This is a genomic window from Burkholderia sp. AW49-1, assembly GCF_053427845.1.
In genome coordinates this window covers 282,060-307,070 of sequence record NZ_JBSAXF010000004.1, presented here as the reverse complement: position 1 = coordinate 307,070, position 25,011 = coordinate 282,060, and the positions used below count along the sequence as shown (strand labels likewise).

Sequence of the window (25,011 nt, the reverse complement as noted above, 5' to 3'; positions counted from 1 at the left end):
AAAGTGGTGCCCGACCGCCACCCTCAGCCGCCGTTCCGATGCTTACGCTCTCGCCCGCCGCCGCCCGCGCGCTGCATCTCGCCGCGCAGGGCCTGCTGACCCCGCCCCGCCGCAAGGCCACCAAGGCCGACGTGCTCGACACGATCCGCCGGATGGCGCAGTTGCAGATCGATACCATTCACGTCGTCGCGCGCAGCCCGTATCTCGTGCTGTTCAGCCGCCTCGGCGACTTCGCCCCGCAGTGGCTCGACGAGCATCTCGCCGAGGCGCGCCTGTTCGAATACTGGTCGCACGAGGCGTGCTTCCTGCCGGTCGAGCAATTCGGGCTGATGCGCTACAAGATGCTCGATCCGTCGGGAATGGGCTGGAAATACGCGGCCGAATGGCACGAGCAGAATCGCGCGGACATCGACCGCATGCTGGCGCGGATTCGCGACGACGGCCCGGTGCGGTCGGCGGATTTCATTCGCGAAGACGGCACGAAGGGCAACGGATGGTGGGACCGCAAGCCCGAGAAAAAACACCTGGAGGTGCTGTTCACGACCGGCGACCTGATGGTGTCGGAACGCCGCAACTTTCAGCGGATCTACGACGTGCGCGAGCGCGTGCTGCCCGGCTGGGACGATGCGCGCGACCTGCCGCCGCGCGACGCGGTGCTGCCCGCGCTGCTCGACTACACGTGCCGCGCGCTCGGCATCGTGCGCGCGGACTGGGTGGCCGATTACTACCGGCTGCCGCGCCGTTCGTACCGCGCGGAGCTCGAGCAACTCGCGGATGCGGGCGATCTGATTCCGGTGCAGATCGCGGACTGGAAGGAGCCCGCCTACGTGCATCGCTCGCTCGAAGCGCTGCTGCCGGCCGCCGCGACCGATACGCTGCGCTCGACCGTCACGACGCTGCTGTCGCCATTCGATCCGGTGGTGTGGGACCGGCGGCGCGCATCGACGCTATTCGGGTTCGACTACACGATCGAGTGCTACACGCCTGCGCACAAGCGGCGCTACGGCTATTTCTGCCTGCCGGTGCTGCATCGCGGCCGGCTGATCGGGCGCGTCGACGCGAAAGCGCATCGCGCGCTCGGCACGTTCGAATTGAAGGCGGTGCATGTCGAGCCGGGCGTGCGGTTCGGCACGGGGCTCGCGGCCGACGTCGCGAAGGCCGTGAAACGGCTGGCGGCGTGGCATGGCACGCCGGAGGTGACGGTCGCGCACGCGCCGCCCGAATTGTCGAAGGCGCTGGCCGGCGCGTAACGCCGGCGGAACGGCGACGTGCGACGGCGACGCGCGTGCCGCTTGCGCGGCGGCACGCCCGTCTCCCGCCACCTGCCACGACTCAGTCGCGCAGCTTGCGAAAGCGCGGGGTGCCGTCCGGCAGGTTCTCGTTGAACATCGCTTCCGGCCGCACCCACAGGCCGCGCGCATGCGGCCACAGATGCTCGTACACCACCACCGATTCCTCGGTTTCGGAATGACGGGCGACGCCGATGTAGCGATACAGCCCGCCCTTGTAGTGACGATGCGTGGCGAGCTGTTCGGCTTCCTGTTCGGTCATGATCTGCTTCCCTTCGGCAAAAACGAAAGCGCGTATTGTATGCGCTCGCCGCGCGTCAGCGTTTCGCGTAGATGTCGGGGCGGCGAATCTCCATCAGCCGCTCGGGATTCGCGGACGGCCCGAAGCCGACCGGCCGGTACAGTTCGTGCGCGTCGGTCGTCACGAGCATGATGCGGCGCAGGCTCCGCACCATCGGCTGCGCGAATACGTGGTCGATCAGCGCGCGGCCATAGCCGTTGCCGCGGTCGGCCGGCAATACGAAGACGTCGCACAGGTACGCGAACGTCGCGTGGTCGGTCACGAGCCGCGCGAACCCGACGAGCCGGTCGCCCACATACGCGCCGAAGCACAGCGAGCCGTCGATCGCGCGCTCGACGACGTCGCGCGGAATGCCCTGCGACCAGTACGCATCGCGATGCAGGAAATCGAAGATCGCGTCGATGTCGAGTTCGCGCTTGTCGGTGGAAAATCTCAGCGTGGCGGGAGTGGCTGCGGGCACGTCGGCTCTCCGGTCGGTCGGGGGCGGAGCAGCAACGATAGCGCGGCGCGGGGTGGGCGACAAGCGACGCCGAGCCGACATGTACAACAATCCGTACAGAAAATGCGCCCATGTTATACTTGTACAATTTCACGTACAAGTTGAGCAAATCATGCGCACCATTCACTTTTCGGATGCCCGCGGCAATCTGAAGACGGTCATCGACCAGGTTGTCGACGATGCTGACGTGACGCTCATCACTCGTCGCGACGCGCCGAACGCAGTCATCATGTCGCAGGAATACTACGACAGCCTGATGGAGACAGTTCATCTGCTCCGCTCCCCGGCCAACGTCGCTCATCTCGAACGCTCGATCGCGCAACTGCGCAAGGGCAAGACGAAAGAGCACAAGCTGGCGGGGGACGATGAATGAGCGTACGCCGCGTGCTCTTTACTTCCGACGCGTGGGACGACTACGTTTATTGGCAAGGGCAGGACCGCAAGACACTCAAGCGCATCAACCAGCTCATTCGCGAAGCCCAACGGACGCCGTTCGAAGGCATCGGCAAACCTGAGCCGCTGAAGGCCAATCTGTCCGGGTTCTGGTCGCGCCGCATCGACGATACGAACCGTCTGGTCTATGAAGCGGACGATCTTCAGATCAGCATCGTGTCCTGCCGCTACCATTACGCGTAGTGCCAATCCCGCCTCCGTCCCCGCCGCCGCTTATGAAGCCGGCAACGCCCGATCGGTCTTGCAGCGCTTCGACGGGAGCGGCCGGGCCACCACGATCCGCGTCACCTCGCGGGTGCGCGAGTCGATTTCCAGGTCAAGGCATGCGCAGCCGTAACCGTGCATCCCCTCGTTGGTGCCGACCCAGCCGCGCGACACCCCCGGCGTCTGCTCGACCATCCCGCCTCGCCCCGGGCACATCCGGCTCGATTCGGTGATATCGTCACCGGCTCAATGAACTCGCCGCATCGCTTCATGCCCTATCGACTCATCGCGTTCGACTTCGACGGCACGCTCGCCGATTCGCTCGACTGCTTTCTCGCGGCACTGATGGAAGCGTCGCGCATGCACGGCTTTCGCGACGCGACGCCCGAACTGCGTCCGGCGCTGCGCGGCATGTCGGCGCGCGAGATCATCCGCGCGCTCGAGGTGCCGATGTGGAAAGTGCCGCGCGTGACGCTCGACATGCGCCGGCTGATGCGGCCGCGCATCGCGCACGTGAAGCTGTTCCCCGGCGTCGACACCACCTTCGACGCGCTCGCCGCGCGCGGCATCCGCATCGCGATCGCGACGTCGAACAGCGAGGACATCGTGCGCGACCGGCTCGGCCCGCATGCGAGCCGATGCGTCGATACGTTCGCGTGCGGCATTCCGCTGTTCGGCAAGGCACGCCGGCTGCGCGCGCTCGTGCGCGAAGCGGGCATGCAGCCCGACGACGTGCTGTATGTCGGCGACGAAATCCGCGACGCCGACGCGGCGCGCCGCGCGCGGATCGCCTTCCAGGGCGTCGCGTGGGGTTACACGGCCGCCGATGCGTTGCAGGCGCATTGCGCGACGCCGTTGCTGCCGCATCTCGCCGCATTGCTCGATCGCATGTGAAGAGATGTCGCGCGCATCAAGCGTTCGATTCGTCGCGTCGCGTCGCGAAATAATCGACGCGTTTCCTGCGCAAGACGATGAAACGCCGATGACACGCGCACGCAAAAATTGCCGCCACGTTGCGCGCGGCAGGTACGCCCTACCGGCACCCTCGCTCACACATCGATTCGTCTTACCAACCGTTACACAAACCACAGCGCGGTTGCACCTGCTACCTGAGCGCTCTCCTAGAATCAGTCGGGCCGGGAAACACTTCGAACGCCGCCGCGGCAGAGCGGTCATCGAGTCCGGCCCGGGCGCGCCCGGTCTCTCGCACAGCTGCGGATCATCCGATCCGCCCGTTAATCAGAGCCCCGATAGAAAGGAGGTCCCATGAACCGCTTTCCCCAAATCTCGCGCCTTGCATTGTCTGCCGCTGGCCTGCTTCTCGTCGCCGTGACGGCGACCGCGCAAACCGCGCAACCGGCGCCGTCCGCACCGGCCGCCGCCACGCAAACGCGCATCCACGAAGCCGACCAGACTTTCATCACCGACGGCACGAAGACCGTGTCGACGCAGCACGACGCAGCACGCATCGCCAATTCGCGCACGTCGGACAGCCAGGTGAAGGCGTTCGCGCAGCGTGTGTCGACCGACGATGAGAAGATCATCCAGGCGATGCGCGCGGCCAGCCCGCGCGGCGTCGACGTGCCGGCCAATGATCCCGACACGGCCGTGCTGGACAGCATCAAGAACCTGCGCGGCGCGGAATTCGACAAGGCATACATCGAGCAGGTCGCGCTCGCCGGCCAGCAAAAAACGATCTCGGCATTCCAGGCTGAAATCGCTTCGGGCCGCGACACGAAGCTGAAGGAAGTCGCACGCCAGGCGCTGCCGATCCTGCAGGCGCACTACGCGGATGCGCAGAAGCTTGCGCAGCGTCACCACCTCGCGTCGGCACAGTAACGCGATGCCCCGCCGCGCATCGCGCGCGGCGCCCCGCTTCCCCCTCGTCGCGTCGCCGCCCCCTTCCGGCGGCGCGACGCCAGCGGCACCCGGTTCGCGTCACGTCGCGAGCTTCGCCCGCAATCGCGCGCGCACGTCCGGCCATTCGTCGTCGATGATGCTGAAGCGCACCGAATTGCGCTTGCGGCCGTCGGGCATGATCCGCTCGTGTCGCACGATCCCTTCCTGCTTCGCGCCGAGCCGCAGAATCGCCGCGCGTGACTTCTCGTTCAGTTCGTCGGTCGTGAACTGCACGCGCACGCAGTGCAGCGTATCGAACGCGTACGAGAGCAGCAGCCATTTCGCTTCGGTGTTCGCGCGCGTGCGCTGCGCCGATTCGCTGAGCCACGTATGACCGATCTCGAGCTTGCGATTCTTGCGGTCGATCTTCCAGAAACGCGTGCTGCCGATCGCGCAGCCCGACGCACGATCGACGATCACGAACGGCATCACGGTGCCGGCCGCGCGACCTTGCAGCGCCGTGTCGATGTAGGCGTCGACCGTATCTTTGCCCGGCACGACCGTGACCTTCAGATTCCATAACCGGCCGTCCGCCGCCGCATCGAGCAACGCCTGGCGGTCGTATGCCTCGAGCGGTCGCAGTACGATGCGCTCGCCGGTGAGCGTCGGTTGTTCGAGGGAAGATGAAGCGTCGGTCATGACGGGTTGCGTTTCCATGAAGATGACGAGGCGGATGACCTGGCGCGCAGCGAAACGCCCATCATACGGGCAGCGCGGCGAGCCGTTGGCGAATCGCGTGCGCTTCGCCGCGCAGCGCATCGGCGAATGCGTCGACGAGCAGGCTCTTCGGCCGGTGCTCGGGCACGATCACGCTGACGCGATACGGAAACGAGCGCGTGAGCGGCCGCACGTGCAGGTCGCGCCCGACGAAATCGAGCGCGGTCAGCGGATTGACGATCGCGGCGCCGAGCCCCTGCCGCACGAACGCGCACACCGACACGGCCGACGGCGTCTCGATGACGGAACGCGGCGCGACGCCGAGCTGCGCGAACGCCTCGTCGATCAGGATCCGGTACGGGTCGTTCAGCGACAGGCTCACGAACGGGCGATCGGCGAGATCCGCGAGATCGATCGCGTGCTGCGCGAGCAGCGGATGGCCGTCGTGCAGCACGCATACCTCGTCGACTTCGAGCAACGGCGTGAGGACCGTGCCGGCCGGCGCGATGTCATGTTCGGTCAGCCCGAGATCGTAGCGCTGCGCGGTCAGCCACTCCTCGAGCACCGGCGACTCCTGCGTCGCGACCGACACGCTGACGTCCGCATGCGCGTCATGGAAACGCCGGCAGGCGCCGGGCAGGATCGCATGCGAAAACGCCGGCAGCGCGATCACCGACAACTGCCCGTCGCGAAACTCGCGCAGCCGCGCGGCCGTCGCCGCGACGCGCTCGAGCCCCACATACGCGAGCCGCACGTCGTCGAACAGCGTGAGCGCGGCCATCGTCGGCCGCAGCCGCCCGTGCGAGCGCTCGAACAGCGCGAAGCCGATCACCTGCTCCATGCGCGCGAGTTCGCGGCTGATCGTCGGCTGCGACGTATAGAGCATCTCGGCCGCACGCGTCGTGCTGCCGGTGACCATCAGCGCGCGGAAGACCTCGATGTGCCGGTGTGTAAGCATGATCGCCTATATCAGAAATGAATCGAATCTCTAAAAACAGGCATTTTACTGTATAGCCGTTCAGGCGCATCATTCACGCTATCCGTTCATCGATCCGATTCTTCCGCCATGTCCCTCGATTCCCGCCAGCTCGCGGCGCTCGCGCAGCAATACGGCACCCCGCTGTGGGTGTACGACGCCGACGTCATCCGCGATCGCATCGCCCAACTGCGCCAGTTCGACGTGATCCGCTATGCGCAGAAGGCGAACTCGAACCTGCATATCCTGAAGCTGATGCGCGACGAAGGCGCGTGCGTCGACGCCGTGTCGCTCGGCGAGATCGAGCGCAGTCTCGCGGCCGGATTCAGTCCGGCAGGCGAACCGGAAGGCGTCGTGTTCACGGCCGACCTGATCGACCGCCCGACGCTCGCGGCCGTGCTGAAGCACCGCGTGACCGTGAACGCCGGCTCGCTCGACATGCTCGCGCGCGTCGGCGAGCATGCGCCCGGCCATCGCGTATGGCTGCGCGTGAATCCCGGCTTCGGCCACGGCCACAGCAACAAGACCAACACCGGCGGCCCGCAAAGCAAGCACGGCATCTGGATCGACGACGTGCCGCGCGCGATCGAGATCGTGCGCCAGTACGGGCTGAAGCTGGTCGGCATCCACATGCATATCGGCTCGGGCGTCGACTATGGCCATCTGTCGCAGGTGTGCGACGCGATGGTCGACCTCGTCACGTCGCTCGGCCACGACATCGAAGCCATCTCCGCCGGCGGCGGGCTGTCGATTCCGTATCGCGACGGCGAGCCGCGCGTCGACGTCGGCCACTACTTCAGCCAGTGGGACGCCGCGCGCAAGCGGATCGAACGGCATCTCGGCCACGCGGTGCGCATCGAGATCGAACCGGGCCGCTTCCTCGTCGCGGAAGCCGGCACGCTCGTCACCGAAGTGCAGGCCGTGAACCGCCGGCCGAAGCACGACTTCGTGCTGATCGACGCGGGCTTCAACGACCTGATGCGTCCGTCGATGTACGGCAGCTACCACGCGGTGTCCGTGCACGCGCACGACGGCGCGCTGCCCGCCGGCCGGCCGCTCGTCGACATCGCGATCGCAGGGCCGCTGTGCGAGTCGGGCGACGTGTTCACGCAGGACGCGGGCGGTGTGGTCACGCACCGCAAGCTCCCGCAGCCGCAGATCGGCGACCTGCTGTTCCTGCACGACGCGGGCGCATACGGCGCATCGATGTCCTCGAACTACAACAGCCGGCCGCTCGCGCCGGAAGTGCTCGTCGATCGCGGCACGCCGCGGCTGATCCGCCGCCGGCAGACGATCGACGAACTACTTGCGCTCGAAACGTTCGAGTAACACACGCATTCGCGCCGCGTTCGACGAACCGGACGCCAACGGCCAGGCTTGCCGCTACCGGCATGCCTGGCCGTTTTGCTTTTCGGCGGTTGCTCTCAGGACAACCGCTCGACCACGCCGTAGCACCCGGTGCTGCGCACCGCGTGCAACCGCAGCAGATCGCTTGCATCGTGTTCCATGCACGGAGAAAAACTTTCCACGCCACGTGGAAAGTCCATGCACTTTTGGAAGCACTTTCCTTTTTGACAAAACTAAGATTGCCCTCAGTCGTTCAGCATTTGCGTCACCCGACACGCGTCGACGATGCAGCCGATCTACCCCACTCGCAAGCCGCACGGGCACTCATGAACACGATGCTTGAATTCTTCGCCGCGCACCGCTACGCCACCGTGCGCGAACGCATGCCGTAACGCCTCGCGGCACACGGCTCGCGCCGTCTCTCGCCGCACTGATTCCCGCTTTCCGCCCACGTCGACGCCGCCCGTCGCCGCGGACGCGCTCACCCTGAATTTTCGACAACGACGTTCCGACAACAACCCGGAGACAACCATGAAGCCCTTCACCCCGACGCTCAAGCAAGGCCTCGCCGCCGCCCTCCTCTGCGTGGTGGCCACGGCATCGCACGCGGCGGACCTGCTCGACACCGTCAAGCAGGCCGGCGTGCTGAAGATCGCGCTCGAAGGCACCTACCCGCCGTTCGACTACCGCAATGCCGAAGGACAACTCGAAGGGTTCGACGTCGACGTCGCGAAGGCGGTCGCCGCGCGGCTCGGCGTGAAGCCGCAATTCGTCACGACCGAATGGAGCGGGATTCTGGCGGGGCTGCAGGCCGGCAAGTTCGACGTGATCGTCAACCAGGTCGCGATCACGCCGTCGCGTCAGCAGGCGCTCGACTTCAGCATGCCGTACGTGTATTCGTCCGCGCAGCTGCTGCAGCGCCAGAACGACACGCGTGCGTTCAAGTCACTCGACGAGCTGAAGGGCAAGAAGGTCGGCGTGACGATGGGCAGCAACTACGTCGATCTCGTGAAGACCGTGCCCGCGATCGATCTGCAGGTCTATCCGGGCACACCGGAAAACCTGCGCGACCTCGCGGCGGGGCGTATCGACGCGGCGGTCAACGACCGCCTGATGCTGAGCTATCTGATCAAGAACTCGCACCTGCCGCTGCGCCCCGGTTCCGTGCTCGCCGGCGGCGAGGACCGGATGGGGATTCCGTTCCGCAAGGGCAACCCGAAGTTCGCGAAAGCGATCGACGACGCTGTCGCGTCGCTGCAGCAGGACGGCACGCTGAAGAAAATCTCGATGCAGTGGTTCGGCTCGGACACGACGAAACCGATCGCGCAATAACACAGCCGTCACGCGCCCGCACGCACGCGCGGGCCGCCACCTCGGCGGCATACGACATACAATCAGGAGACACGCGATGGAAGCACTCGATCTGGTCATTCAAACACTGCCCGTGATGGTGAAGGGCGCGCTGCTCACGCTGAAGTTCGCGGTGGCGTCGATGGCCCTTGGCCTCGTCGTCGGGCTCGTGGTCGCGATCATGCGGATCGGCAGCAACCGGCTCGCGTCCGGTCTCGCGCAGGGCTACGTCAGCCTGATGCGCGGCACGCCGCTGCTCGTGCAGATGTTCGTCGTCTACTACGGGCTGCCCGATCTCGGCATCACGCTCGATCCGACGACCGCCGGCATCTTCACGCTGACGCTCAACGCCGGTGCGTACCTGTCGGAAAGCATGCGCGGCGCGATCCTCGGCATCGGCCGCGGACAATGGGCGGCCGCGCACAGCCTCGGCCTCACGCACGTGCAGACGCTGCGCTACATCGTCTGCCCGCAGGCGCTGCGCCTCGCGGTGCCGAGCCTCGGCAACACGCTGATCAGCCTGATCAAGGACACGTCGCTCGTGTCCGTCATCACCGTCACCGAGCTGCTGCGCTCGACGCAGGAAGTGATCGCCGCGACGTTCCAGCCGCTGCCGCTGTACCTCGCGGCCGCCGCGATCTACTGGGTGCTGAGCACGCTGCTCACGCGATTGCAGGGCCGCGTCGAGACGCGCCTCTCGCTGCCGTCCGCGCATTGAGCATGCGCACCTCGTTCAACCCGAACCTCAATCACGGACAACCATGATTACGCTCGACAACGTTTCCAAGTGGTATGGCAAGCATCAGGTCCTTTCCGAATGCAGCGCGGCGGTATCGAAAGGTGAAGTGGTCGTCGTCTGCGGGCCGTCGGGCTCCGGCAAATCGACACTGATCAAGACGATCAACGGCCTCGAGCCGTTCCAGAAAGGCAGCATCGTCGTCGACGGCATGCGGCTCGGCGATCCCGCCGCGGAACTCGCGCAACTGCGCGCACGCGTCGGCATGGTGTTCCAGCATTTCGAGCTGTTCCCGCACCTGTCGATCACCGACAACCTGACGCTCGCGCAGGTCAAGGTGCTCGGCCGCCGCAAGGACGAAGCGATCGAGAATGCGATGAAGCTGCTCGATCGCGTCGGTCTGCGGGCGCACGCGCACAAGTATCCGGGACAGTTGTCGGGCGGGCAGCAGCAGCGCGTCGCGATTGCACGCGCGCTGTCGATGAACCCCGTCGCGATGCTGTTCGACGAGCCGACCTCCGCGCTCGATCCCGAGATGATCAACGAAGTGCTCGACGTGATGGTCGAGCTCGCGCGCGACGGCATGACGATGGTGTGCGTCACGCACGAGATGGGCTTCGCGAGGAAGGTCGCGCATCGCGTGATCTTCATGGACCAGGGCGCGGTGGTCGAGGATGCGGCGAGCGAAGCATTCTTCGCCGCGCCGCGCTCCGAACGCGCGCGCGAGTTCCTCGACAAGATCCTGCACTGACCGCGCGGCGCTTCGCTCCGATTTGACCGACATTCAAAGGACGACATCTTGAACCAACCGCACTCGACCGACACCCTGCTCGCTCACGAAGGCCGTGCGCACGGCCAGCCCGGCTCGCCGGTGAACCCGCCCGTGTATCGCCAGTCGACGCTGCTCTTTCACGGCACCGACGCGCTCGACGCGGTGCGCGGCACACCGCTCGCGTACGGACGCCACGGCAGCCCGACCACGCGGGCGCTCGAAAAGGCGCTCGCGCGCCTCGAAGGCGCGCATGCCGCGCTGCTCACGCCGAGCGGCCTCAGCGCGATCACGACCGCGCTGCTCGCGGTGCTGAACCCCGGCGACCATCTGCTGATGGCCGACTCGGTGTACGACCCGACCCGCTCGTTCTGCGACGAGACCCTCGCGCGCCTCGGCATCGAGACGACCTATTACGATCCGTCGATCGGCGCCGGCATCGCGTCGCTAATGCGGCCGAACACGCGCGCGGTCTTTACCGAATCGCCGGGCTCGCTGACCTTCGAGGTGCAGGACATTCCGGCGATCTGCCGCGTCGCGCACCAGCACGATGCGGTCGTGCTGCTCGACAACACGTGGGGCACGCCGCTGAATTTCCGCTCGTTCTCGCACGGCGTCGACGTGTCGATTCACGCGGCGACCAAGTACATCGCCGGACACTCCGACGTGCTGATGGGCGTGATCCTGACAACCGAGGCGCTCGCGCAGAAGGTCACGCGCTGCTACCGGCAGCTCGGCATGACGGTCAGCGGCGACGATGCATATCTCGCGCTACGCGGGCTGCGCACGCTGTCGGTGCGCCTCGAACGCCACCAGCGCAACGCGCACGTGCTGACCGAATGGCTCGCGCGGCAGCCGGAAGTCGCGCAGATCCTGTATCCGGCCCGGCCGGGCGATGCCGGCCACGCGCTGTGGCAGCGCGACTTCACGGGCGCGTGCGGATTGTTCGGCCTGGTGCTGCATCCGCAGCCCGACGATGCCGTGCGCGCACTGCTCGACGGCATGACGTGCTTCGGCATGGGCTACAGCTGGGGCGGTTTCGAAAGCCTGATCATCCCGTCGAATCCGTCGCGCCACCGTACCGCGACGCAATGGCTGGCGGCCGGCCCGCTGCTGCGCATCCACGCAGGGCTCGAGCATCCGGACGACATGATCGCCGACCTCGACGCCGGTTTCGCGAGAATGCGTGCCGCCGCGGCCGCGCTCGCGGAAGCCTGAAATCCGGCACGTCACAAGCATCCCGTTTTTCTTCAACGTTCGACCACCACTGATAGCGAGGCCATCATGAAAGACACGCTGTTCATTCTCCGCCCGGGTTTCTTCAAGGACTCCGAAGGTCCGTTCTACTGCGGCGACTCGGTTGCCGTCGAAGGACTACTGAGCTTCTACCCGCAGTTGCGCGACGCCGTCGCGGTCGAGTACGTCGACGCGCCGCGGCCGCGCCAGCCGATCGTCGCGCTGATCGGCGAAGACAACCAGTCCGCGCCGGTGCTCGTGCTGGGCGACGGGCAGGCGCCGAAGGACGACGCAGTCGGGATTCGCGAATACAACGGCCGCCGCTTCATCGATTCGCCGGGCGATATCCGGCGCTACCTGTCCTCGCAATACGGCGTCGCGCACGTCGCGTAAGCACGCCGGCGCCCGGTGCCGACGGGCGCCGGCGAACGGGACGCGCGGCCTGCGCGGCCCGTTCCCCGTTTCCCGCACGCCCGTCGCCGCGCGCGATGTACTCGGCCACGCGGCTCGCCGCTACCGATGGCCGCCCGGGCACCCCGCCTCCGGCCGTATGACTTCAACGCGACGCGACACCGGATGGTGGCACACACCGGGGCCCGCCGCGACCAGCATCAGCCCGGCGAACTGCAGACGGGCGCGAACGCGAATGCCGCCGGCTCGGACGGCACGTGGCGCGCGAGCCACAATGCGGCCTCGGTCCGGTTGCTCACGCCGATCTGGCGGAACAGCGCATACAGATGGTTCTTGATCGTGCCTTCCGCGACATTCAGTACACGGCAGATCTGCTTGTTCGACTTGCCTTCGGCCAGCAGCCGCAGCACCTCGCGCTGGCGCGGCGTCAAACGATCGAATGCGCGATCGTCCCCGGCCGGCGCGCCGCCCGGGCGCGCCTGCGTCGCGCCGCCGTCGTTCGGCGGCACGTAGATCGCACCGGCCGCGACCCGGCCGAGGGCGTCCGCGAACTCGTCGGCGCTCGCATGCCGGTCGATGATGCCGGCCGCCCCCGCCAGCAGCGCATCGGCAATCGTCCGGCGGCACACGGCGGCCACCACGCACAGCCACGGCGCGCCGGCGAACGTCTCGTTCAGCACGCTCGGCCAGCTCGGCCGCGCGGCGTGCTCGTCGCACTCGATCGTGACCGCCTCGACCGTCCCGGGCAGCAACGCGTCGCGCAAGCGCAAGACGTCCTCCGGACGGCGGGCCGACCATACGTGCCAGTTCACGTCGCGTTTACACAGTACGTCAGCCACTCCCGCGACGAATAACGGCGGGCTATCGATCATCAGAACGTTCATTGCGCGGTTTCCTCGAAATCGGGATGCTCGGTTTAGGTTTTTTCGCTTCCCTACCCGGCGTTTTTTTTACCGCTGTTTTACTCGCCGCGCACTAGGCCCGTCGCTCCGTGACGAATGGCCTAATTCATCCACGCCCCACCCCGCCGCGCATACCGATGCCCGCTGCGGTCCGACCAGGGCCGCCGACCGTGACGGACGTCATATTTGGTAAAGGTCTTCGATTTCCTACCGTGAATAAAGACAACGAATTTCCGTTGTCTTCAACACGAAGAGGAGTTTATTCATGGACGCGAATTTCATCGGCTCAGTGATTAACGCTTTACCCATGGACCAAATGATCGCCGGCCCGTTGAAGGCGATGATCAGTGCGCAGACGCAGGCCGCGAAGAGCTACGCGGATTTCCTGATGCAGGTCTGCATCCAGGGCGGCAAGGCCGTGGCCGTCCAGTTCGACTACGACGAGACGCTGGTGGACGAAAGCGGCGTGTCGAAAGGCGTCGTGCAGAAAACGATGCGCATCCCGCTGCTCGCGGCGATCGTCCACCCGATCATCGCGATCGAGGAAGGCACGATCGACTTCGAGATGGAGATCACGCAATCGGAGAAGTCGTCGTCGTCGACCGAGGCCGGCGGTGAATTCCAGGCGAAGTTCGGCTGGGGGCCGATCAGCGTCAGCGTGTCCGGGCGCGTGTCGCACAAGGCGGAGCAGACGCGCAGCACCGACACGCGCGCGAAATATTCGATCCATACGCAGGTGAAGCGCCAGTCGCCGCCCGAAGCGCTGATGCGCGTGATCGACTTCCTGACCGAAGCCGCGACCAAGCCGGTCGTCACGGAAGGCAACGCGAAGGCCGTGAAGCCGCTGCCGGCGACGCCGACCGACGGCAAGCTGGTCGGCGATGCGTCGGGCGCGGGCGGTAGCGCGGCCGCGCCTGCCGGCGCCGGTGCGGATGCACAGCAGCCGGCGCACGCGTAAGCGCGCGGGCCGGCCATGTTCAGGCTCTTCAGACGGTCTCGCCGCGCGGGCGGCGGGCGGGATGACGGCGATACGCGTCCGGGTAGCCGCACCGCCCGAGCGGAACCGGGCGGGCCGGTCCCGCCGCCGGCCGATGCGGCGGCCGGCACTACGGGGACGGTCTCGGGCACCGCCGCGCCGGCGGCGGTAACCGCCGATCCGGCGCGCCACGTGCCGCCCGACGTCTCCGGCACGCCGGCCGGGGCCGCGCCGGGCGCGCACGATGCACCGGGCGCCGTGCCCGGCGCGTCTGCCGGCGACGTGCCCCCCGCTCCACCCGCTCCACCCGCCCCACCGGCGCCGCCCGGCACGCCTGCCGACGACGAGCGCCCGCCGCCACGCGGCATCGCGCTCGACGAAATCGCGCGCGGGATGCAGCATGCCGCGGCCGCCGCGAACCAACTGCTCGCGCACCAGTACACGGCCGTGCTCGACCAGTTCTTCGACTTGCGCGACGACGGCCTGCTCGCGCCACGCGAGGTCACGGTTGCGCTCGACGCGGAGCACACGATGCCGGTGCCGCTCGTCGCCCTCGCCACGCCGCGCGGGCTCGCGCTCGACCGGATGATCGTGCACCTGACCGTGCGCGGCGACTTCACCGAGGCGTTGCCGGCCGGCGGAGTCGCGGGCGACGACGACCAGCGCGGCCGCTTCTACGTGACGTTCGCGCCGCGCTCCGGGAAGAAGGACGCGCAGGGCAACGCGCGGCAGCGCGACACCGAGCACATCGACATCGAAATGCAGTTCGCGGCGCTGCCGCCGCCCGAAGCGATCATGCGCGTGATCGACGAATACACGCATCGCCTGGTGCCGCGCGCACGGCCGGGCAGCAAGGAGAACGACGATGGCGAACCAGCCTGAACACACCGGTGAGCAAGGCATCGCGCTGATCAAGCAGTTCGAGGGGCTGCGGCTCGCACGCTATCTCGACGCGGTCGGCAAGCCGACGATCGGCTACGGGCACCTGATCCTGCCGAACGAGCGCTTCACGCGACCGCTCACGCCGGCCGAAGCCGAGGCGCTGTTGCGGCGCGACCTGCGCGGCGCCGAGATGAACCTGCGCAAGCTGCTGCGCGTGCCGGTCACGCAGCAGCAGTTCGATGCGCTGATGTCGTTCGTCTTCAATCTCGGCGCGGGACGGCTGCGCTCGTCCACGCTGCTGCGCTACCTGAACGCCGGCGCCAGCGCGCGTGCGGCCGACCAGTTCCTCGTCTGGAACAAGGCCGGCGGCAAGCCGCTCGCGGGGCTCACGAAGCGCCGCCGGGCCGAGCGCGCGCTGTTTCTGTCGTGAGCGCCGGGACACCGCACCGGCCGAACGTCACGGGTCGCCGCGCGTGTCGTTCGCGCCATTTCGCATGTCGTCGGCTGCCCGTAAGCTGAAACCGTCGCTGAAAACTTGCCGCATCCGTTCCAGCCGTTCGTCATTCGTCATTCACGTTCGTTACTCGTCACGACAGGAGCCCTGCATGAAGATCACTCGCTCGCCCGGCCGCACGACGCCGCCGCATTTCACCGTTTCGCGCACGGTGCGCCGCGTGCTCGGCGCCGCATGCGTCGCCATTGCGGCCGTGGCGACGGTCGCGCCGCACGCCATCGCCGCCCCCGCCGATCCGCTGCCCGCATATGGCGCCGACCTCCAGCGCACGTCGGTGTCGGGGCTGTCGTCCGGCGGCTTCATGGCCGCGCAGTTCGACGTCGCGTTCTCGAGCCGGCTGATCGGCGCGGGCATCGTGGCGGGCGGCCCGTTCTACTGCGCGGGCGTGAATGCGCTGATCCCGCCGGCGGTGGCCGCGACCACGCTGTGCATGCAGCCGATCGGTCCCGCGCCTTCCGCAGCCGATGCCTGGCGCGCCGCGCGCATGTTCGCGCAGCGCGGCGAGATCGACGATACGGCCGCGCTGCGCGCTCAGCGCATCTACGTGTTCAGCGGCGCGAAGGATACGGTGGTGTCGACGCGCGTCGTCGACCAGACCGCGCGTTTCTATACGCTTGCGCAGGTCCCGGCCGCGAACCTTCACTACCGCGAATCGCCGGACGCCGGCCATGCGTTCATCACGAACCGCCCCGAAGACAACGCGTGCAGTGCGAACGCGAGCCCGTATATCGACAACTGCGGCTTCGACCAGGCGCACGACATCGTGCGCTGGATCTACGGCACGCCCGACAAGCCGCTCAATCCGCCGGTCGCCCAGGCAGGCGGCAAGCTGCTGAAGTTCGATCAGCGGGAGTTCGATCCGCAGCGCGGCGCGTCGCTCGGCGACACGGGCTACGCATACGTGCCGGCCGAATGCGAGCGCACGGCCTGCGCGGTGCACGTGGTGTTCCACGGCTGCGTGCAGAACGTCGCGGCCGTCGGCGAGAAGATGATTCGCGGTGTCGGCTACAACGAGATCGCCGACACGAACCGGTTGGTCGTGCTCTATCCACAGGTCGAGAAATCGGCCGTCAATCCGCTCGGCTGCTGGGATTTCTGGGGCTATACGAGCACCGATCCGCTCAACCCCGGCTTCTACCGCCGCGACGCGCCGCAGATGGCCGCCGTGATGCGGATGGTGCAGCGCCTCGGCGCCGCGCGTCAGTAATCCGCGTACCGGCCGCCGTCACCGCCCCTTCATCACGAGGAATCGCCATGTTCTCCACGTTCATCGCCCAATGGGAACGCGCGCACGCCGACGCGCTCCAGCTGTTCGGCAAGGTCGCCGCGCAGACGACCGGCGCCGGCGGCACGTCCGGCGGCCCCGCGTGGCGCGCGTTCGCGCACACCGCGCTGCTCGCCGGCCACCGTTACTCCGACGCCTGCCAGACCGCGATCGACGCGTCGTGGCGCAGCCAGCTCGAACGGTTCGCGCCCGGCAGCTCGGCCACCGCGGTCAAGGAGCTGGCGGCGCTGAACGCCGATCTCGCGACGCGCTTCACGCAGAGCCACCTGCAGCATGCGGGCGCGATGGCCGACGCGGCCGCGCAATACCTCGACGATCTCGGCCGCACGCGCGGCCCCGCCGATGCCGCGATGGCGCTCGGCCGCTTCGCGGGCGACCTGCAGGCCCAGGCGCGCGCACATGCGCTGCACGTCGCGTCGCTCGCGAACGGCGTCGCGCCCGCGCTTGCGCAGTGGGCCGACCGCACGCTGCGCGACGATCGCGGCACGTCCGATCAGGAGCAAACGTCATGAACATCAAGCTCCGCTTCGTCAACCGCTCGAACGACTGCGGCAACAGCGAGGTCGTGCTGTTCCAGCGCGACGTGATCCCCGATCTCGACGCATTTGCGATCGCGTGGAAGGTGATCCGCTATTGCGGGCGCGACTGCTTCCATCCGTTCGACTACTCGACCGACATCGACGTCGCGCTCGGCGACGAGCACGGCAACTTTTCGCCGCGCGTCGCGGCACCCGCCGGCGTGCGCTTCGTGGTCGACGCGCAGCCGACCGGACGCGGCCGGCTCGTGCCCGACCCGGCCGACGCGCCGGGCGGCGACATCGAGGTCGTGAACCGCCTGCGGCGCGGCGCCGTGAACGTCAACGCGTTCAGCGCGGGCCGGCTGATCGCGGTGAAGGAAGCGGTCGCGCCCGGGCAGAAGGCCGTGTTCCGCTTCACGTCGACGCTGTGGATCGGCGTGGCGTCGCAGATACAGGAAAGCCGCGCACTGCACGCGGCGGTGATGTCGAGCGCGAACACGCTTCTGCCGCTGGCGGGCGTCGCCGCGGCCGACATCGTGATGACGGGCGGCGGCACCGGCACCGACGCGCAGCCGTTTGCGTTCGCGCTCGAACACATCGTGCGCGCATAGCGCCGCCTGACACGGCTTGAACCGGCTTGACGGCACGGCTTCGCGGCCGGGCCGGCGGGAAAGGTGTGCGGCAGACCGACTGCCGTTTCTTCAAACTCAAGGAGCAACGACGTGGATATCCAACTGAACCTGATCAACCGCTCGAACGACGCGAACAACTCGAGCGTCGTGATCTTCCAGAAGAACGTGGCGACCGACTTCGACGAACTCGCGATCGCGTGGAAGGTGATCCGCAATTGCGGCCAGGGCGACAACCATCCGTTCAAGTTCCCGATGACGATGAGCGTCAGCGCGAGCGACAGCTGGGGCAACTACATGCCGCAGCAGGTCGCCGCGAACGGCCAGGTGTTCCAGGTCGTGCGCTCCAGCTCGGGCGACGTGCTGCAGCTCGGCGGCGACCCGGGCGCGAGCTCCGAGGTACAGGTGCGCAACGACCTGCCGGCCGGCGCGATCAACGCAACGATCTACAAGGACGGCAGCGCGCTCGCGCGCAAGACGTCCGTCGCGCCGGGCCAGAAGGCCGTGTTCCAGTTCAAGCCGACGATCTGGATCGGCGTCGCGTCGCAGATCGAACAGGGCGCCCTGATGAATTCCGCAGTGATCTCCGACATCAACACGGAACTGTCGCTGCTCGGCATCGCGAGCGCCGACATCGTGATGACCGGCGGCGGCCCCGGCCCGCGCTCGATGCCGTTCACGTTCCGGCTGGAAAACGTGGTGATGGCGTAACGGTCCGTGCGCCGGCGACGCACGGCCGGCGCCCTTTCAATCAGTTCTACAAATCGAATCAAGGTGACTCATGGACATCAATCTCAACTTCGTCAACCTGTCGAACGACGTCAACAACAGCCAGATCGTGATCTTCCAGAAGAACGTGTCGACGGACTTCGACGAGCTCGCGATCGCGTGGAAGGTGATCACCAACTGCGGGCGCGGCGACAACCATCCGTTCGTGTTCCCGATGCTGACGACCGTCTCGGCGAGCGATGCCGACGGCAACTACATGCCGCAGAAGCGCGCAGACAACGGACAGGTGTTCAACGTGTCGCGTTCGACGTCGGGCAACGTGCTCGCGCTGGCCGGCCCGGCGCCGACGTCGCGCGAGATCCAGTTGCGCAACGACCTGAGCCAGGGGGCGATCACCGCGTCGGTCTTCAAGGACAACCGGCTGCTCGCGCACAAGACGGGTATCGTGCCGGGGCAGAAAGCGGTGTTCGAGTTCAAGCCGACGCTGTGGATCGGCACGGCATCGCAGATCGAACAGGGCGCGGTGATGAACTCGGCCGTGCTGTCCGACATCAACACCGAACTGTCACTGCTGGGGATCAAGAGCGCCGACATCGTGATGACGGGCGGCGGCGGCGGCACCACCGCGACCGCGTATCAGTTCCGGCTCGCGAACGTCGTGATGGGATAAGCCGCAAGCCACGCGTGCGCGACGGCGAACGGGCCGCACCCGTCACGTCGTCGCGCGACCGCGGTGCATGAATCAGCTCGCGCGCCGCACGGGCGCCATCTTCGAGAAGTACTTCGCACCCGCGACGCAGCCGACGACCACGACCGTCACGGCGAGCATCGACGGCGGCACCGTCTCGTGCAGCAGCCCGGCCGCGAGCAGGAAACCGAAGAACGGCTGCAGCAACTGAAGCTGGCCGACGCCCGCGATCCCGCCGAGTGCGAGGCCGCGATACCAGAACACGAAGCCGATCAGCATGCTGAACAGCGACACGTACGCGAGCCCCCACAGCGCGGCGGCATCGACGCCGTCGAACGTCGCGGGCCACGTGAACCACGCGAGCGGCAGCATCACCGGCAGCGACAGCACGAGCGCCCAGGAGATCACCTGCCAGCCCCCGAGCTGACGCGACAGGCGCGCGCCCTCCGCATAGCCGAGCCCGCACGCGACGATCGCGGCCAGCATCAGCGTATCGCCCACCACCGACGCGCTTGCGCCGTTGCGCAACGCGAACGCGGCCACCGCACCGCTGCCGATCAGCGAGAAGATCCAGAACGGCAGCCGGGGCCGTTCGCCGCCACGCCAGACACCGAACAGCGCGGTCGCGAGCGGCAGCAGCCCGACGAACACGATCGCATGCGCGGACGTCACGTGCTTGAGCGCGAGCGCCGTCAGCAACGGAAAACCGACCACGACCCCGAGCGCGACGACGACGAGCGACGCGGTCTCGGCACGCGTCGGCCGCTTCTGCTTCAGCGCGGCGAGCAGGATCAGGCCGAGCACGCCGGCGATCGTCGCGCGCGCGAACGTGAGGAACAGCGGGTCGAGCCCCTGCACCGCGACGCGCGTCGCGGGCAGCGAACCACTGAAGATGATCACGCCCAGCAGGCCGCTGAGCCATCCGTCGGTCGTCTTTTGCACGGGAAATCCTGATCGGAAAAAGGTCGATGACCGATGATCCGCCGCCCGCGAAAAGCGCGTAAGCTACAGCCCAATACAATCCGGACAAACTGTACTGGACAACCGACCATACAGTTTCCTCTCGCCATGAGCCGTTCCGTGCAAGCCCCTGCTCCGCCCGCGCCGTCGCGCACGCGCGTGGAAACCGTGATGGACACGCTGCGTGCACGGATCGCGAGCCGCGCGCTGATGCCCGGCGCGCGCGTGCCGTCGATCCGGATGATGGCCGACACGCTGCACGTGTCGAAATCGACCGTCGTCGACGCGTACGAGCGGCTCGCGAGCGAAGGCGTGCTCGTTGCGCGGCGCGGCTCCGGCTTCTACGTGTCGGGCCACGCGCCGCCGCTCGCGCTCGCCGAACTCGGCCCGCGCCTCGATCGCGAACTCGATCCGCTGTGGCTGTCGCGCCAGGCGCTCGAGGCGGCGCCGAACTCGGTGAAGCCGGGCTGCGGCTGGCTGCCGTCGTCGTGGCTGCCCGACGAGAGCCTGCGACGCGCGCTGCGCGCGGCGTCGCGCGACGAACCCGACGCGCTGACCGACTACGCGACGCCGCTCGGGCTGCCCGCGTTGCGCCAGCAGTTGGCGTGGCGACTCGCGCAGCACAGCGTCCATGCGGAGCCCTCGCAGATCATGCTGACCGACGGCGGCACGCACGCGCTCGATCTCGTCTGCCGGCTGCTGCTGGAGCCGGGCGACACCGTCGTGCTCGACGATCCGTGCTACTTCAACTTCCAGGCGCTGCTGCGCGCGCATCGCGCGCGGATCGTCAGCGTGCCGTTCACGCCCAACGGCCCCGATCTCGCACGTTTCGAGCAGGTGCTCGCCGAGCATCGGCCGCGTCTGTACATCACCAACGCGGCGCTGCACAACCCGACCGGCGCGACGCTCGCGCCGCCGGTCGCGCACCGGCTGCTGACGCTGGCGGCCGAGCACGGCCTGCTGATCGTCGAGGACGACATCTTCGCGGATTTCGAGAGCACGCCCGCGCCACGCCTTGCGGCTTTCGACGGGCTGTCGCGCGTCGTGTCGATCGGCAGCTTCTCGAAGACGCTGTCGGCCGCGATCCGCTGCGGCTATGTCGCCGCGCGCCCCGAATGGATCGACGCGCTCGTCGACCTGAAGCTCGCGACGTCGTTCGGCAACGCGCAGCTCGGCGCGAACGTCGTGCACCGGCTGCTGGTCGACGGCACCTACCGGCGCCATCTCGACGGCCTGCGTGCGCAGCTGGCCGATGCGATGGGCGAAACGATCCGGCGGCTCGCGCGCGCCGGGCTCGGGATCTGGACCGAACCGCGCGGCGGCCTGTTCGTCTGGGCGGAACTGCCCGACGGGCTCGATGCCGCACGCGTGGCGCGTCATGCACTCGACCACGATGTGGTGCTCGCGCCCGGCAACGTGTTCAGTGCGTCACACGGCGCGACGTCGTTCATGCGCTTCAACGTGTCGCGCTGCAAGGGGCCGGCGGTGTTCGATGCGCTGGCGCGGGCAATGGACGCGACGGGTGCGGCGGAACGCAGCGACCGCACACCGGCCGGCGACCGATGAACATCCAGGGCGGCGGAGCGCACGAACGCCCCGCCGCCATCCTCACACCTCCGCCGCGTGCGCTCTCGCCCGCACCTCCGCGAACGTCGTCTCGACCAGCATCCTCCCCGTATCGAACACCGTTTCGAGCGCGTCGTCCCACTCGTCTTCCCGCGCGCGATCGTCCCACGCGACCGGCAGCGTCACCGTCCGGTATTCTCCCGTGCGCCGATTGCGCAGCAACGTGAGCCGCCCCCTCTTCGAGCGCTTGCCCGGATCGGTGACCGGATCCTTGCTCACGTCGTGCCACACGCCGTCGCACCGGATCGCCGAGCACTTCATCGCGAAGCGCTGCGTATCGCGATTGACTTGCTGCAGCAGCGCACCGCCCATGCCGAACACGACGTTGCCGGCCGCATAGCCCGCGTCGTCGAGCGCGGAGAGAATCGCGTCGATCGACAGCTCGTCGACGCCGTCGCCCTGGATCACGCGCACATGATTCAGCACGCGACGTCCCTTGCCGTTCAAGGACGAACCGAACGATGCGTCGAGCGCGCGCACGGTCTGCAGCACGATCGACACGGGGTCGCCCGAATCGGGACGCACGACCAGCGTCGCGCCCGAATCGATCACGGCTTGCCGAAGCTCGCCGCCCCACATTTCGAGCGCGGCGAACAGATCGTAGGAGTCCGACACGACCGACACGATCGCGCCGGGCAGACCGAAACGAGCGATCATGTTGCGATACGCATCGGCTTCGCGCTCACGCCCCCAAGACGTGATCGTGCTGTGCTCGGCCGCCGGCACCGAATAAGCGGCCATCGGCTCGTGGTAGAAGCGGTTCGCGGCCAGCACGCCGAGCACCGTGTCCGAACCCATGAAGCTCACGAGATGGGCGGCGCCGCCGATCGCGGCCGATTCCGCACTCGATACGCCGCGCGCGCCGAAGTCGTGCAGCTTGAACGGCAGTTGCGCGAGATCGTCGTCGGTCTTCTCCAGAAAGCGTCGGATCGTCTGCCGCAGGTGCCAGCTGCGCGTCGCGACCGTCACCGGGTACCACACGCGCAGCAGCATCGTCTCCAGATACGACGCTAGCCAGAACACCTTCGGGTCGTCGCATTCGACGGTCATCAGCACGTTGTGCACGGGCACGATCGCCCCCTCGGGCACCGCGCGAATCTTCACGGGCAGATAGCCGTCGTAGTGCTCGACGACATGGCGCCAGCCGTCCTCGTTGAACGGCTCGCCATGCACCGCGAAGAAATCGCGGGCGCCGTCGATCATCGCGTGCGTGACGGGCCGGCACAGATATTCCTTCAGCAGCATCTGCAAGCCGAAGAACAGCGTGCGGTCGTAGCGGCCGCCGCGCGACTCGACGTACGAGAACATCGCCTGCGCGTCGGGCGGATATTGCAGGAAGTGGGAAGCCTTGTACGAATCCGTGTTGAGGATCGGATTGGCGAGAATCGCGGCAAGGCCGCCGGGATCGTTTTGCATGGCTAGAGCTCCTCTAGGCCGTTGAAGTGCCGCCGCGTCTGTCGCGGCGGACCGGAATCCGGGGAATCAGCGCGTCACAGCTTTCCCAGGAAGTGATACGCGATCTCGAAGTGATCCTCGAACATCACGTTGCGCATCTGCGCGAATTCGTTGAGCGGCACCCAGCGCGCCTTGTCGGCGTCGTCGCTGCCCTTCACGCGCGGCAACTCGCCGGTCGGGAAGTTGAACAGGCACGCATGCGTGATCGTGCGACCGCGCAGCGAGCGGGCCGGATGATCGAACACCTGGCGATCCTTGATCGAGCCGCGCAGCACGGGCTCCGGCAGCTTCAGGCCGGTTTCCTCGCGCAATTCGCGGATGCACGCCGCGTCGAGCCGTTCGTCCTGGTTCACGAAGCCGCCCGGCAATGCCCACAGGCCGCGACCCGGTTCGCTGCGCCGGCGCACGAGCAGGATATGGCCCGAGTGCACGACCACCGCATCGACCGTCACGAACGTGACCGGATACGGTGCGGCCGACCAAGCCTTGCGATACGCGGCGATGAATTCGGCTTCGGCCTTCAACTGCGCGAATTGCGGCTGCGTGCGGAAATGTTCGAGCCAGCCGAACACGGGTTCCGGCACGGCCCATTGCACGAAGCTGTTGGTGCGTTCGGCGAAATACTGGTCGCGGATTTCGGTGGCGGAAATGTCTTCGGTCGCATCGACGTCGACGAGCTCCCATTGCGGGAACATCCGCAGGTAATACGACGTGGCGTCCTTTTCGTGGCCGATCAGCCCGACCTTGCGCTGCGCGACGTCCCCGAGCGCGGCGGCCACGGCATCCTGCACCCAGCGCACCCAGTCGCCGTCGTTGTACGTCGAATCCTGCACGGGCGCGACCGTCACGCGATCGCGCTCGGACGGCTCGAGCAGCGAAGCCAGCATCTGGCAGCGCTCGTCGAACGAGAACGGATCCTTGATGGTGCGGGGCTTGTCGGTCGACCCGATCAGCACGCACACGCGCTCGGCCCGGCTCAGTGCCGACTTCAGCACGTTCAGGTGACCACGATGCGGGGGCTGGAAACGACCAATGAAAACGAGCGCGTCGAAGCGCCGGTTCTGTTGCGTACTCATGAGGCTCCCTCAAGAGATTGAAACGCTTCGGGTCTTTCCCGAAGGCATGGAACCGATCGTAGGGGAATTCCCGGGGAAGGTCAATCGAGCACGCACTCGACTTGACGAAGTCTGACGAAATGTGCGGCGCCGGCGCGGTACACTCGATTTCATCCCAATCCGCGCCGTGGCGCCCGCCATCCATCATGAGGATCTCAGTCAGCCGGATCGTCGGCGTCGATCGCAGACGCCTCTTCACGTGGTCGCAGGACTACGCGCGGCGGCTCGTGTGGGACAACTTCCTCGCCGACGCGTATCTGCTCGACGGGATGACGGCCGACGTCGGTGTCGACGCGTTCTGCCGCAGCCAGTCCGGCGCGACGATGGTGTCGCGCTACATCTCGTACCGTCCGCCGCAGGTCGCGGCCATCGAAATGGTCGACGGGCCGAAAGTGCTCGAACGCTTCAGCGGCAGCTGGAATTTCACGGAGCGCACGCCGGGCACGACCGAAGTGAAGTTCACGTACCAGTTCCGCGCGCAGCCGTCCTGGCTGCGCTGGCTGCTCGAACCGCTGATCGGCGCGTTCTATCTCGTGCACACGCGCCGGCGTCTCGATTCGTTCAAGCGCTGGGCCGAAGCCGAAGCGTTGCCGCACTGAGCGTCG

Annotated in this window: 31 protein-coding genes; 22 read left to right on the top strand and 9 right to left on the bottom strand. The window is 67.4% G+C overall.

Features of this window, described 5'->3' with window-relative positions:
• Positions 1-38: 38 nt before the first annotated feature.
• A complete protein-coding gene (locus tag ACV22W_RS09745) occupies positions 39-1,250 on the top strand; it encodes a winged helix-turn-helix domain-containing protein (RefSeq protein WP_448018958.1) in 1,212 nt (403 codons plus the stop codon).
• A gap of 82 nt (positions 1,251-1,332) precedes the next feature.
• Here ACV22W_RS09745 and ACV22W_RS09740 read toward each other — a convergent pair whose 3' ends face one another.
• Both ACV22W_RS09740 and ACV22W_RS09735 read right to left on the bottom strand, forming a co-directional pair.
• On the bottom strand, positions 1,333-1,551 hold the full coding sequence (locus ACV22W_RS09740; protein WP_006751720.1) for a DUF1653 domain-containing protein: 219 nt from the start codon (positions 1,549-1,551) through the stop codon (positions 1,333-1,335).
• A 55-nt stretch (positions 1,552-1,606) separates the two neighbouring features.
• Positions 1,607-2,050 carry a GNAT family N-acetyltransferase gene (locus ACV22W_RS09735; RefSeq protein ID WP_059685971.1) on the bottom strand — a complete coding sequence of 148 codons (444 nt, stop codon included), beginning with the start codon at positions 2,048-2,050 and terminating at the stop codon, positions 1,607-1,609.
• Between the two features lie 151 nt (positions 2,051-2,201).
• Here ACV22W_RS09735 and ACV22W_RS09730 point away from each other — a divergent pair, with 151 nt between their 5' ends.
• Positions 2,202-2,462 carry a type II toxin-antitoxin system Phd/YefM family antitoxin gene (locus ACV22W_RS09730; RefSeq protein WP_059526792.1) on the top strand — a complete coding sequence of 87 codons (261 nt, stop codon included), beginning with the start codon at positions 2,202-2,204 and terminating at the stop codon, positions 2,460-2,462.
• The gene (locus ACV22W_RS09725) at positions 2,459-2,725 is read left to right on the top strand and encodes a Txe/YoeB family addiction module toxin (protein ID WP_012366508.1); all 267 of its coding nucleotides are present in this window, start codon (positions 2,459-2,461) and stop codon (positions 2,723-2,725) included. Before ACV22W_RS09730 ends, ACV22W_RS09725 begins: the two co-directional genes overlap by 4 nt.
• A 30-nt stretch (positions 2,726-2,755) precedes the next feature.
• Here the strand turns inward: ACV22W_RS09725 and ACV22W_RS09720 are convergent, their stop codons facing one another.
• Complete coding sequence (locus ACV22W_RS09720) at positions 2,756-2,941, bottom strand: DUF4087 domain-containing protein (protein ID WP_448018957.1); 186 nt, start codon at positions 2,939-2,941, stop codon at positions 2,756-2,758.
• Positions 2,942-3,016: 75 nt separating this feature from the next.
• Between ACV22W_RS09720 and ACV22W_RS09715 the strand changes: the two genes are divergently transcribed.
• Together ACV22W_RS09715 and ACV22W_RS09710 are read left to right on the top strand one after the other, a co-directional pair.
• The gene (locus tag ACV22W_RS09715; RefSeq protein ID WP_448018956.1) at positions 3,017-3,640 is read left to right on the top strand and encodes an HAD hydrolase-like protein; all 624 of its coding nucleotides are present in this window, start codon (positions 3,017-3,019) and stop codon (positions 3,638-3,640) included.
• A 372-nt stretch (positions 3,641-4,012) separates the two neighbouring features.
• Positions 4,013-4,585, top strand: a complete 573-nt coding sequence (locus ACV22W_RS09710) for a DUF4142 domain-containing protein (RefSeq protein ID WP_448018955.1) — start codon at positions 4,013-4,015, stop codon at positions 4,583-4,585.
• A 99-nt stretch (positions 4,586-4,684) separates the two neighbouring features.
• On the opposite strand, the gene ACV22W_RS09705 is transcribed toward ACV22W_RS09710, so the two are convergent.
• Together ACV22W_RS09705 and ACV22W_RS09700 are read right to left on the bottom strand one after the other, a co-directional pair.
• On the bottom strand, positions 4,685-5,284 hold the full coding sequence (locus ACV22W_RS09705) for a GNAT family N-acetyltransferase (RefSeq protein WP_448018954.1): 600 nt from the start codon (positions 5,282-5,284) through the stop codon (positions 4,685-4,687).
• 61 nt (positions 5,285-5,345) lie between these two features.
• Positions 5,346-6,260, bottom strand: a complete 915-nt coding sequence (locus tag ACV22W_RS09700; RefSeq protein ID WP_448018953.1) for a LysR family transcriptional regulator — start codon at positions 6,258-6,260, stop codon at positions 5,346-5,348.
• Between the two features lie 48 nt (positions 6,261-6,308).
• Between ACV22W_RS09700 and lysA the strand changes: the two genes are divergently transcribed.
• The 7 genes from lysA to ACV22W_RS09665 all read left to right on the top strand — a co-directional run bounded on the left by lysA (position 6,309) and on the right by ACV22W_RS09665 (position 12,109).
• Entirely contained in the window at positions 6,309-7,607 is a 1,299-nt protein-coding gene (gene lysA, locus ACV22W_RS09695) for a diaminopimelate decarboxylase (protein ID WP_448018998.1), read from the top strand.
• Positions 7,608-7,750: 143 nt separating this feature from the next.
• Positions 7,751-8,017, top strand: a complete 267-nt coding sequence (locus tag ACV22W_RS09690; protein WP_448018952.1) for a hypothetical protein — start codon at positions 7,751-7,753, stop codon at positions 8,015-8,017.
• 139 nt (positions 8,018-8,156) lie between these two features.
• Positions 8,157-8,957 (top strand): transporter substrate-binding domain-containing protein, encoded by an 801-nt coding sequence (locus ACV22W_RS09685; RefSeq protein WP_059819428.1) that lies wholly within the window; start codon positions 8,157-8,159, stop codon positions 8,955-8,957.
• 76 nt (positions 8,958-9,033) lie between these two features.
• Positions 9,034-9,693 carry an amino acid ABC transporter permease gene (locus ACV22W_RS09680; protein WP_448018951.1) on the top strand — a complete coding sequence of 220 codons (660 nt, stop codon included), beginning with the start codon at positions 9,034-9,036 and terminating at the stop codon, positions 9,691-9,693.
• Positions 9,694-9,736: 43 nt separating this feature from the next.
• The gene (locus ACV22W_RS09675; RefSeq protein WP_448018950.1) at positions 9,737-10,462 is read left to right on the top strand and encodes an amino acid ABC transporter ATP-binding protein; all 726 of its coding nucleotides are present in this window, start codon (positions 9,737-9,739) and stop codon (positions 10,460-10,462) included.
• 48 nt (positions 10,463-10,510) lie between these two features.
• Complete coding sequence (gene metC, locus ACV22W_RS09670; protein WP_175916603.1) at positions 10,511-11,698, top strand: cystathionine beta-lyase; 1,188 nt, start codon at positions 10,511-10,513, stop codon at positions 11,696-11,698.
• 66 nt (positions 11,699-11,764) lie between these two features.
• A complete protein-coding gene (locus ACV22W_RS09665; RefSeq protein WP_448018949.1) occupies positions 11,765-12,109 on the top strand; it encodes a DUF3088 domain-containing protein in 345 nt (114 codons plus the stop codon).
• Positions 12,110-12,327: 218 nt separating this feature from the next.
• On the opposite strand, the gene ACV22W_RS09660 is transcribed toward ACV22W_RS09665, so the two are convergent.
• The gene (locus tag ACV22W_RS09660) at positions 12,328-13,011 is read right to left on the bottom strand and encodes a response regulator transcription factor (RefSeq protein ID WP_448018948.1); all 684 of its coding nucleotides are present in this window, start codon (positions 13,009-13,011) and stop codon (positions 12,328-12,330) included.
• A 283-nt stretch (positions 13,012-13,294) separates the two neighbouring features.
• Here ACV22W_RS09660 and ACV22W_RS09655 point away from each other — a divergent pair, with 283 nt between their 5' ends.
• The 8 genes from ACV22W_RS09655 to ACV22W_RS09620 all read left to right on the top strand — a co-directional run bounded on the left by ACV22W_RS09655 (position 13,295) and on the right by ACV22W_RS09620 (position 19,232).
• On the top strand, positions 13,295-13,987 hold the full coding sequence (locus tag ACV22W_RS09655; RefSeq protein ID WP_059526817.1) for a DUF2589 domain-containing protein: 693 nt from the start codon (positions 13,295-13,297) through the stop codon (positions 13,985-13,987).
• 210 nt (positions 13,988-14,197) lie between these two features.
• Positions 14,198-14,887, top strand: coding sequence for a DUF2589 domain-containing protein (locus ACV22W_RS09650; protein ID WP_448018947.1), 690 nt, complete (start codon positions 14,198-14,200; stop codon positions 14,885-14,887).
• Positions 14,871-15,317: a lysozyme gene (locus tag ACV22W_RS09645; protein WP_448018946.1), complete on the top strand. Its 447-nt coding sequence runs from the start codon at positions 14,871-14,873 to the stop codon at positions 15,315-15,317. Before ACV22W_RS09650 ends, ACV22W_RS09645 begins: the two co-directional genes overlap by 17 nt.
• A gap of 175 nt (positions 15,318-15,492) precedes the next feature.
• Complete coding sequence (locus tag ACV22W_RS09640) at positions 15,493-16,608, top strand: extracellular catalytic domain type 2 short-chain-length polyhydroxyalkanoate depolymerase (protein ID WP_448018945.1); 1,116 nt, start codon at positions 15,493-15,495, stop codon at positions 16,606-16,608.
• 47 nt (positions 16,609-16,655) lie between these two features.
• A complete protein-coding gene (locus ACV22W_RS09635; RefSeq protein ID WP_448018944.1) occupies positions 16,656-17,198 on the top strand; it encodes a hypothetical protein in 543 nt (180 codons plus the stop codon).
• Positions 17,195-17,815, top strand: coding sequence for a hypothetical protein (locus ACV22W_RS09630; RefSeq protein WP_448018943.1), 621 nt, complete (start codon positions 17,195-17,197; stop codon positions 17,813-17,815). The genes ACV22W_RS09635 and ACV22W_RS09630 overlap by 4 nt, the downstream gene beginning before the upstream one ends.
• A 111-nt stretch (positions 17,816-17,926) precedes the next feature.
• Entirely contained in the window at positions 17,927-18,544 is a 618-nt protein-coding gene (locus ACV22W_RS09625) for a hypothetical protein (RefSeq protein WP_059526829.1), read from the top strand.
• A 70-nt stretch (positions 18,545-18,614) separates the two neighbouring features.
• Entirely contained in the window at positions 18,615-19,232 is a 618-nt protein-coding gene (locus ACV22W_RS09620; RefSeq protein ID WP_059600109.1) for a hypothetical protein, read from the top strand.
• 72 nt (positions 19,233-19,304) lie between these two features.
• Here the strand turns inward: ACV22W_RS09620 and ACV22W_RS09615 are convergent, their stop codons facing one another.
• Complete coding sequence (locus tag ACV22W_RS09615) at positions 19,305-20,192, bottom strand: DMT family transporter (protein ID WP_448018942.1); 888 nt, start codon at positions 20,190-20,192, stop codon at positions 19,305-19,307.
• Positions 20,193-20,318: 126 nt separating this feature from the next.
• Between ACV22W_RS09615 and ACV22W_RS09610 the strand changes: the two genes are divergently transcribed.
• Positions 20,319-21,776 (top strand): aminotransferase-like domain-containing protein, encoded by a 1,458-nt coding sequence (locus tag ACV22W_RS09610; RefSeq protein ID WP_448018941.1) that lies wholly within the window; start codon positions 20,319-20,321, stop codon positions 21,774-21,776.
• A gap of 42 nt (positions 21,777-21,818) precedes the next feature.
• Here the strand turns inward: ACV22W_RS09610 and ACV22W_RS09605 are convergent, their stop codons facing one another.
• Both ACV22W_RS09605 and ACV22W_RS09600 read right to left on the bottom strand, forming a co-directional pair.
• A complete protein-coding gene (locus tag ACV22W_RS09605) occupies positions 21,819-23,252 on the bottom strand; it encodes a nicotinate phosphoribosyltransferase (RefSeq protein WP_448018940.1) in 1,434 nt (477 codons plus the stop codon).
• 74 nt (positions 23,253-23,326) lie between these two features.
• Positions 23,327-24,367, bottom strand: a complete 1,041-nt coding sequence (locus ACV22W_RS09600; protein ID WP_059526842.1) for a bifunctional nicotinamide-nucleotide adenylyltransferase/Nudix hydroxylase — start codon at positions 24,365-24,367, stop codon at positions 23,327-23,329.
• Positions 24,368-24,552: 185 nt separating this feature from the next.
• Between ACV22W_RS09600 and ACV22W_RS09595 the strand changes: the two genes are divergently transcribed.
• Positions 24,553-25,005, top strand: coding sequence for a type II toxin-antitoxin system RatA family toxin (locus tag ACV22W_RS09595; protein ID WP_059526845.1), 453 nt, complete (start codon positions 24,553-24,555; stop codon positions 25,003-25,005).
• Positions 25,006-25,011: the final 6 nt, after the last annotated feature.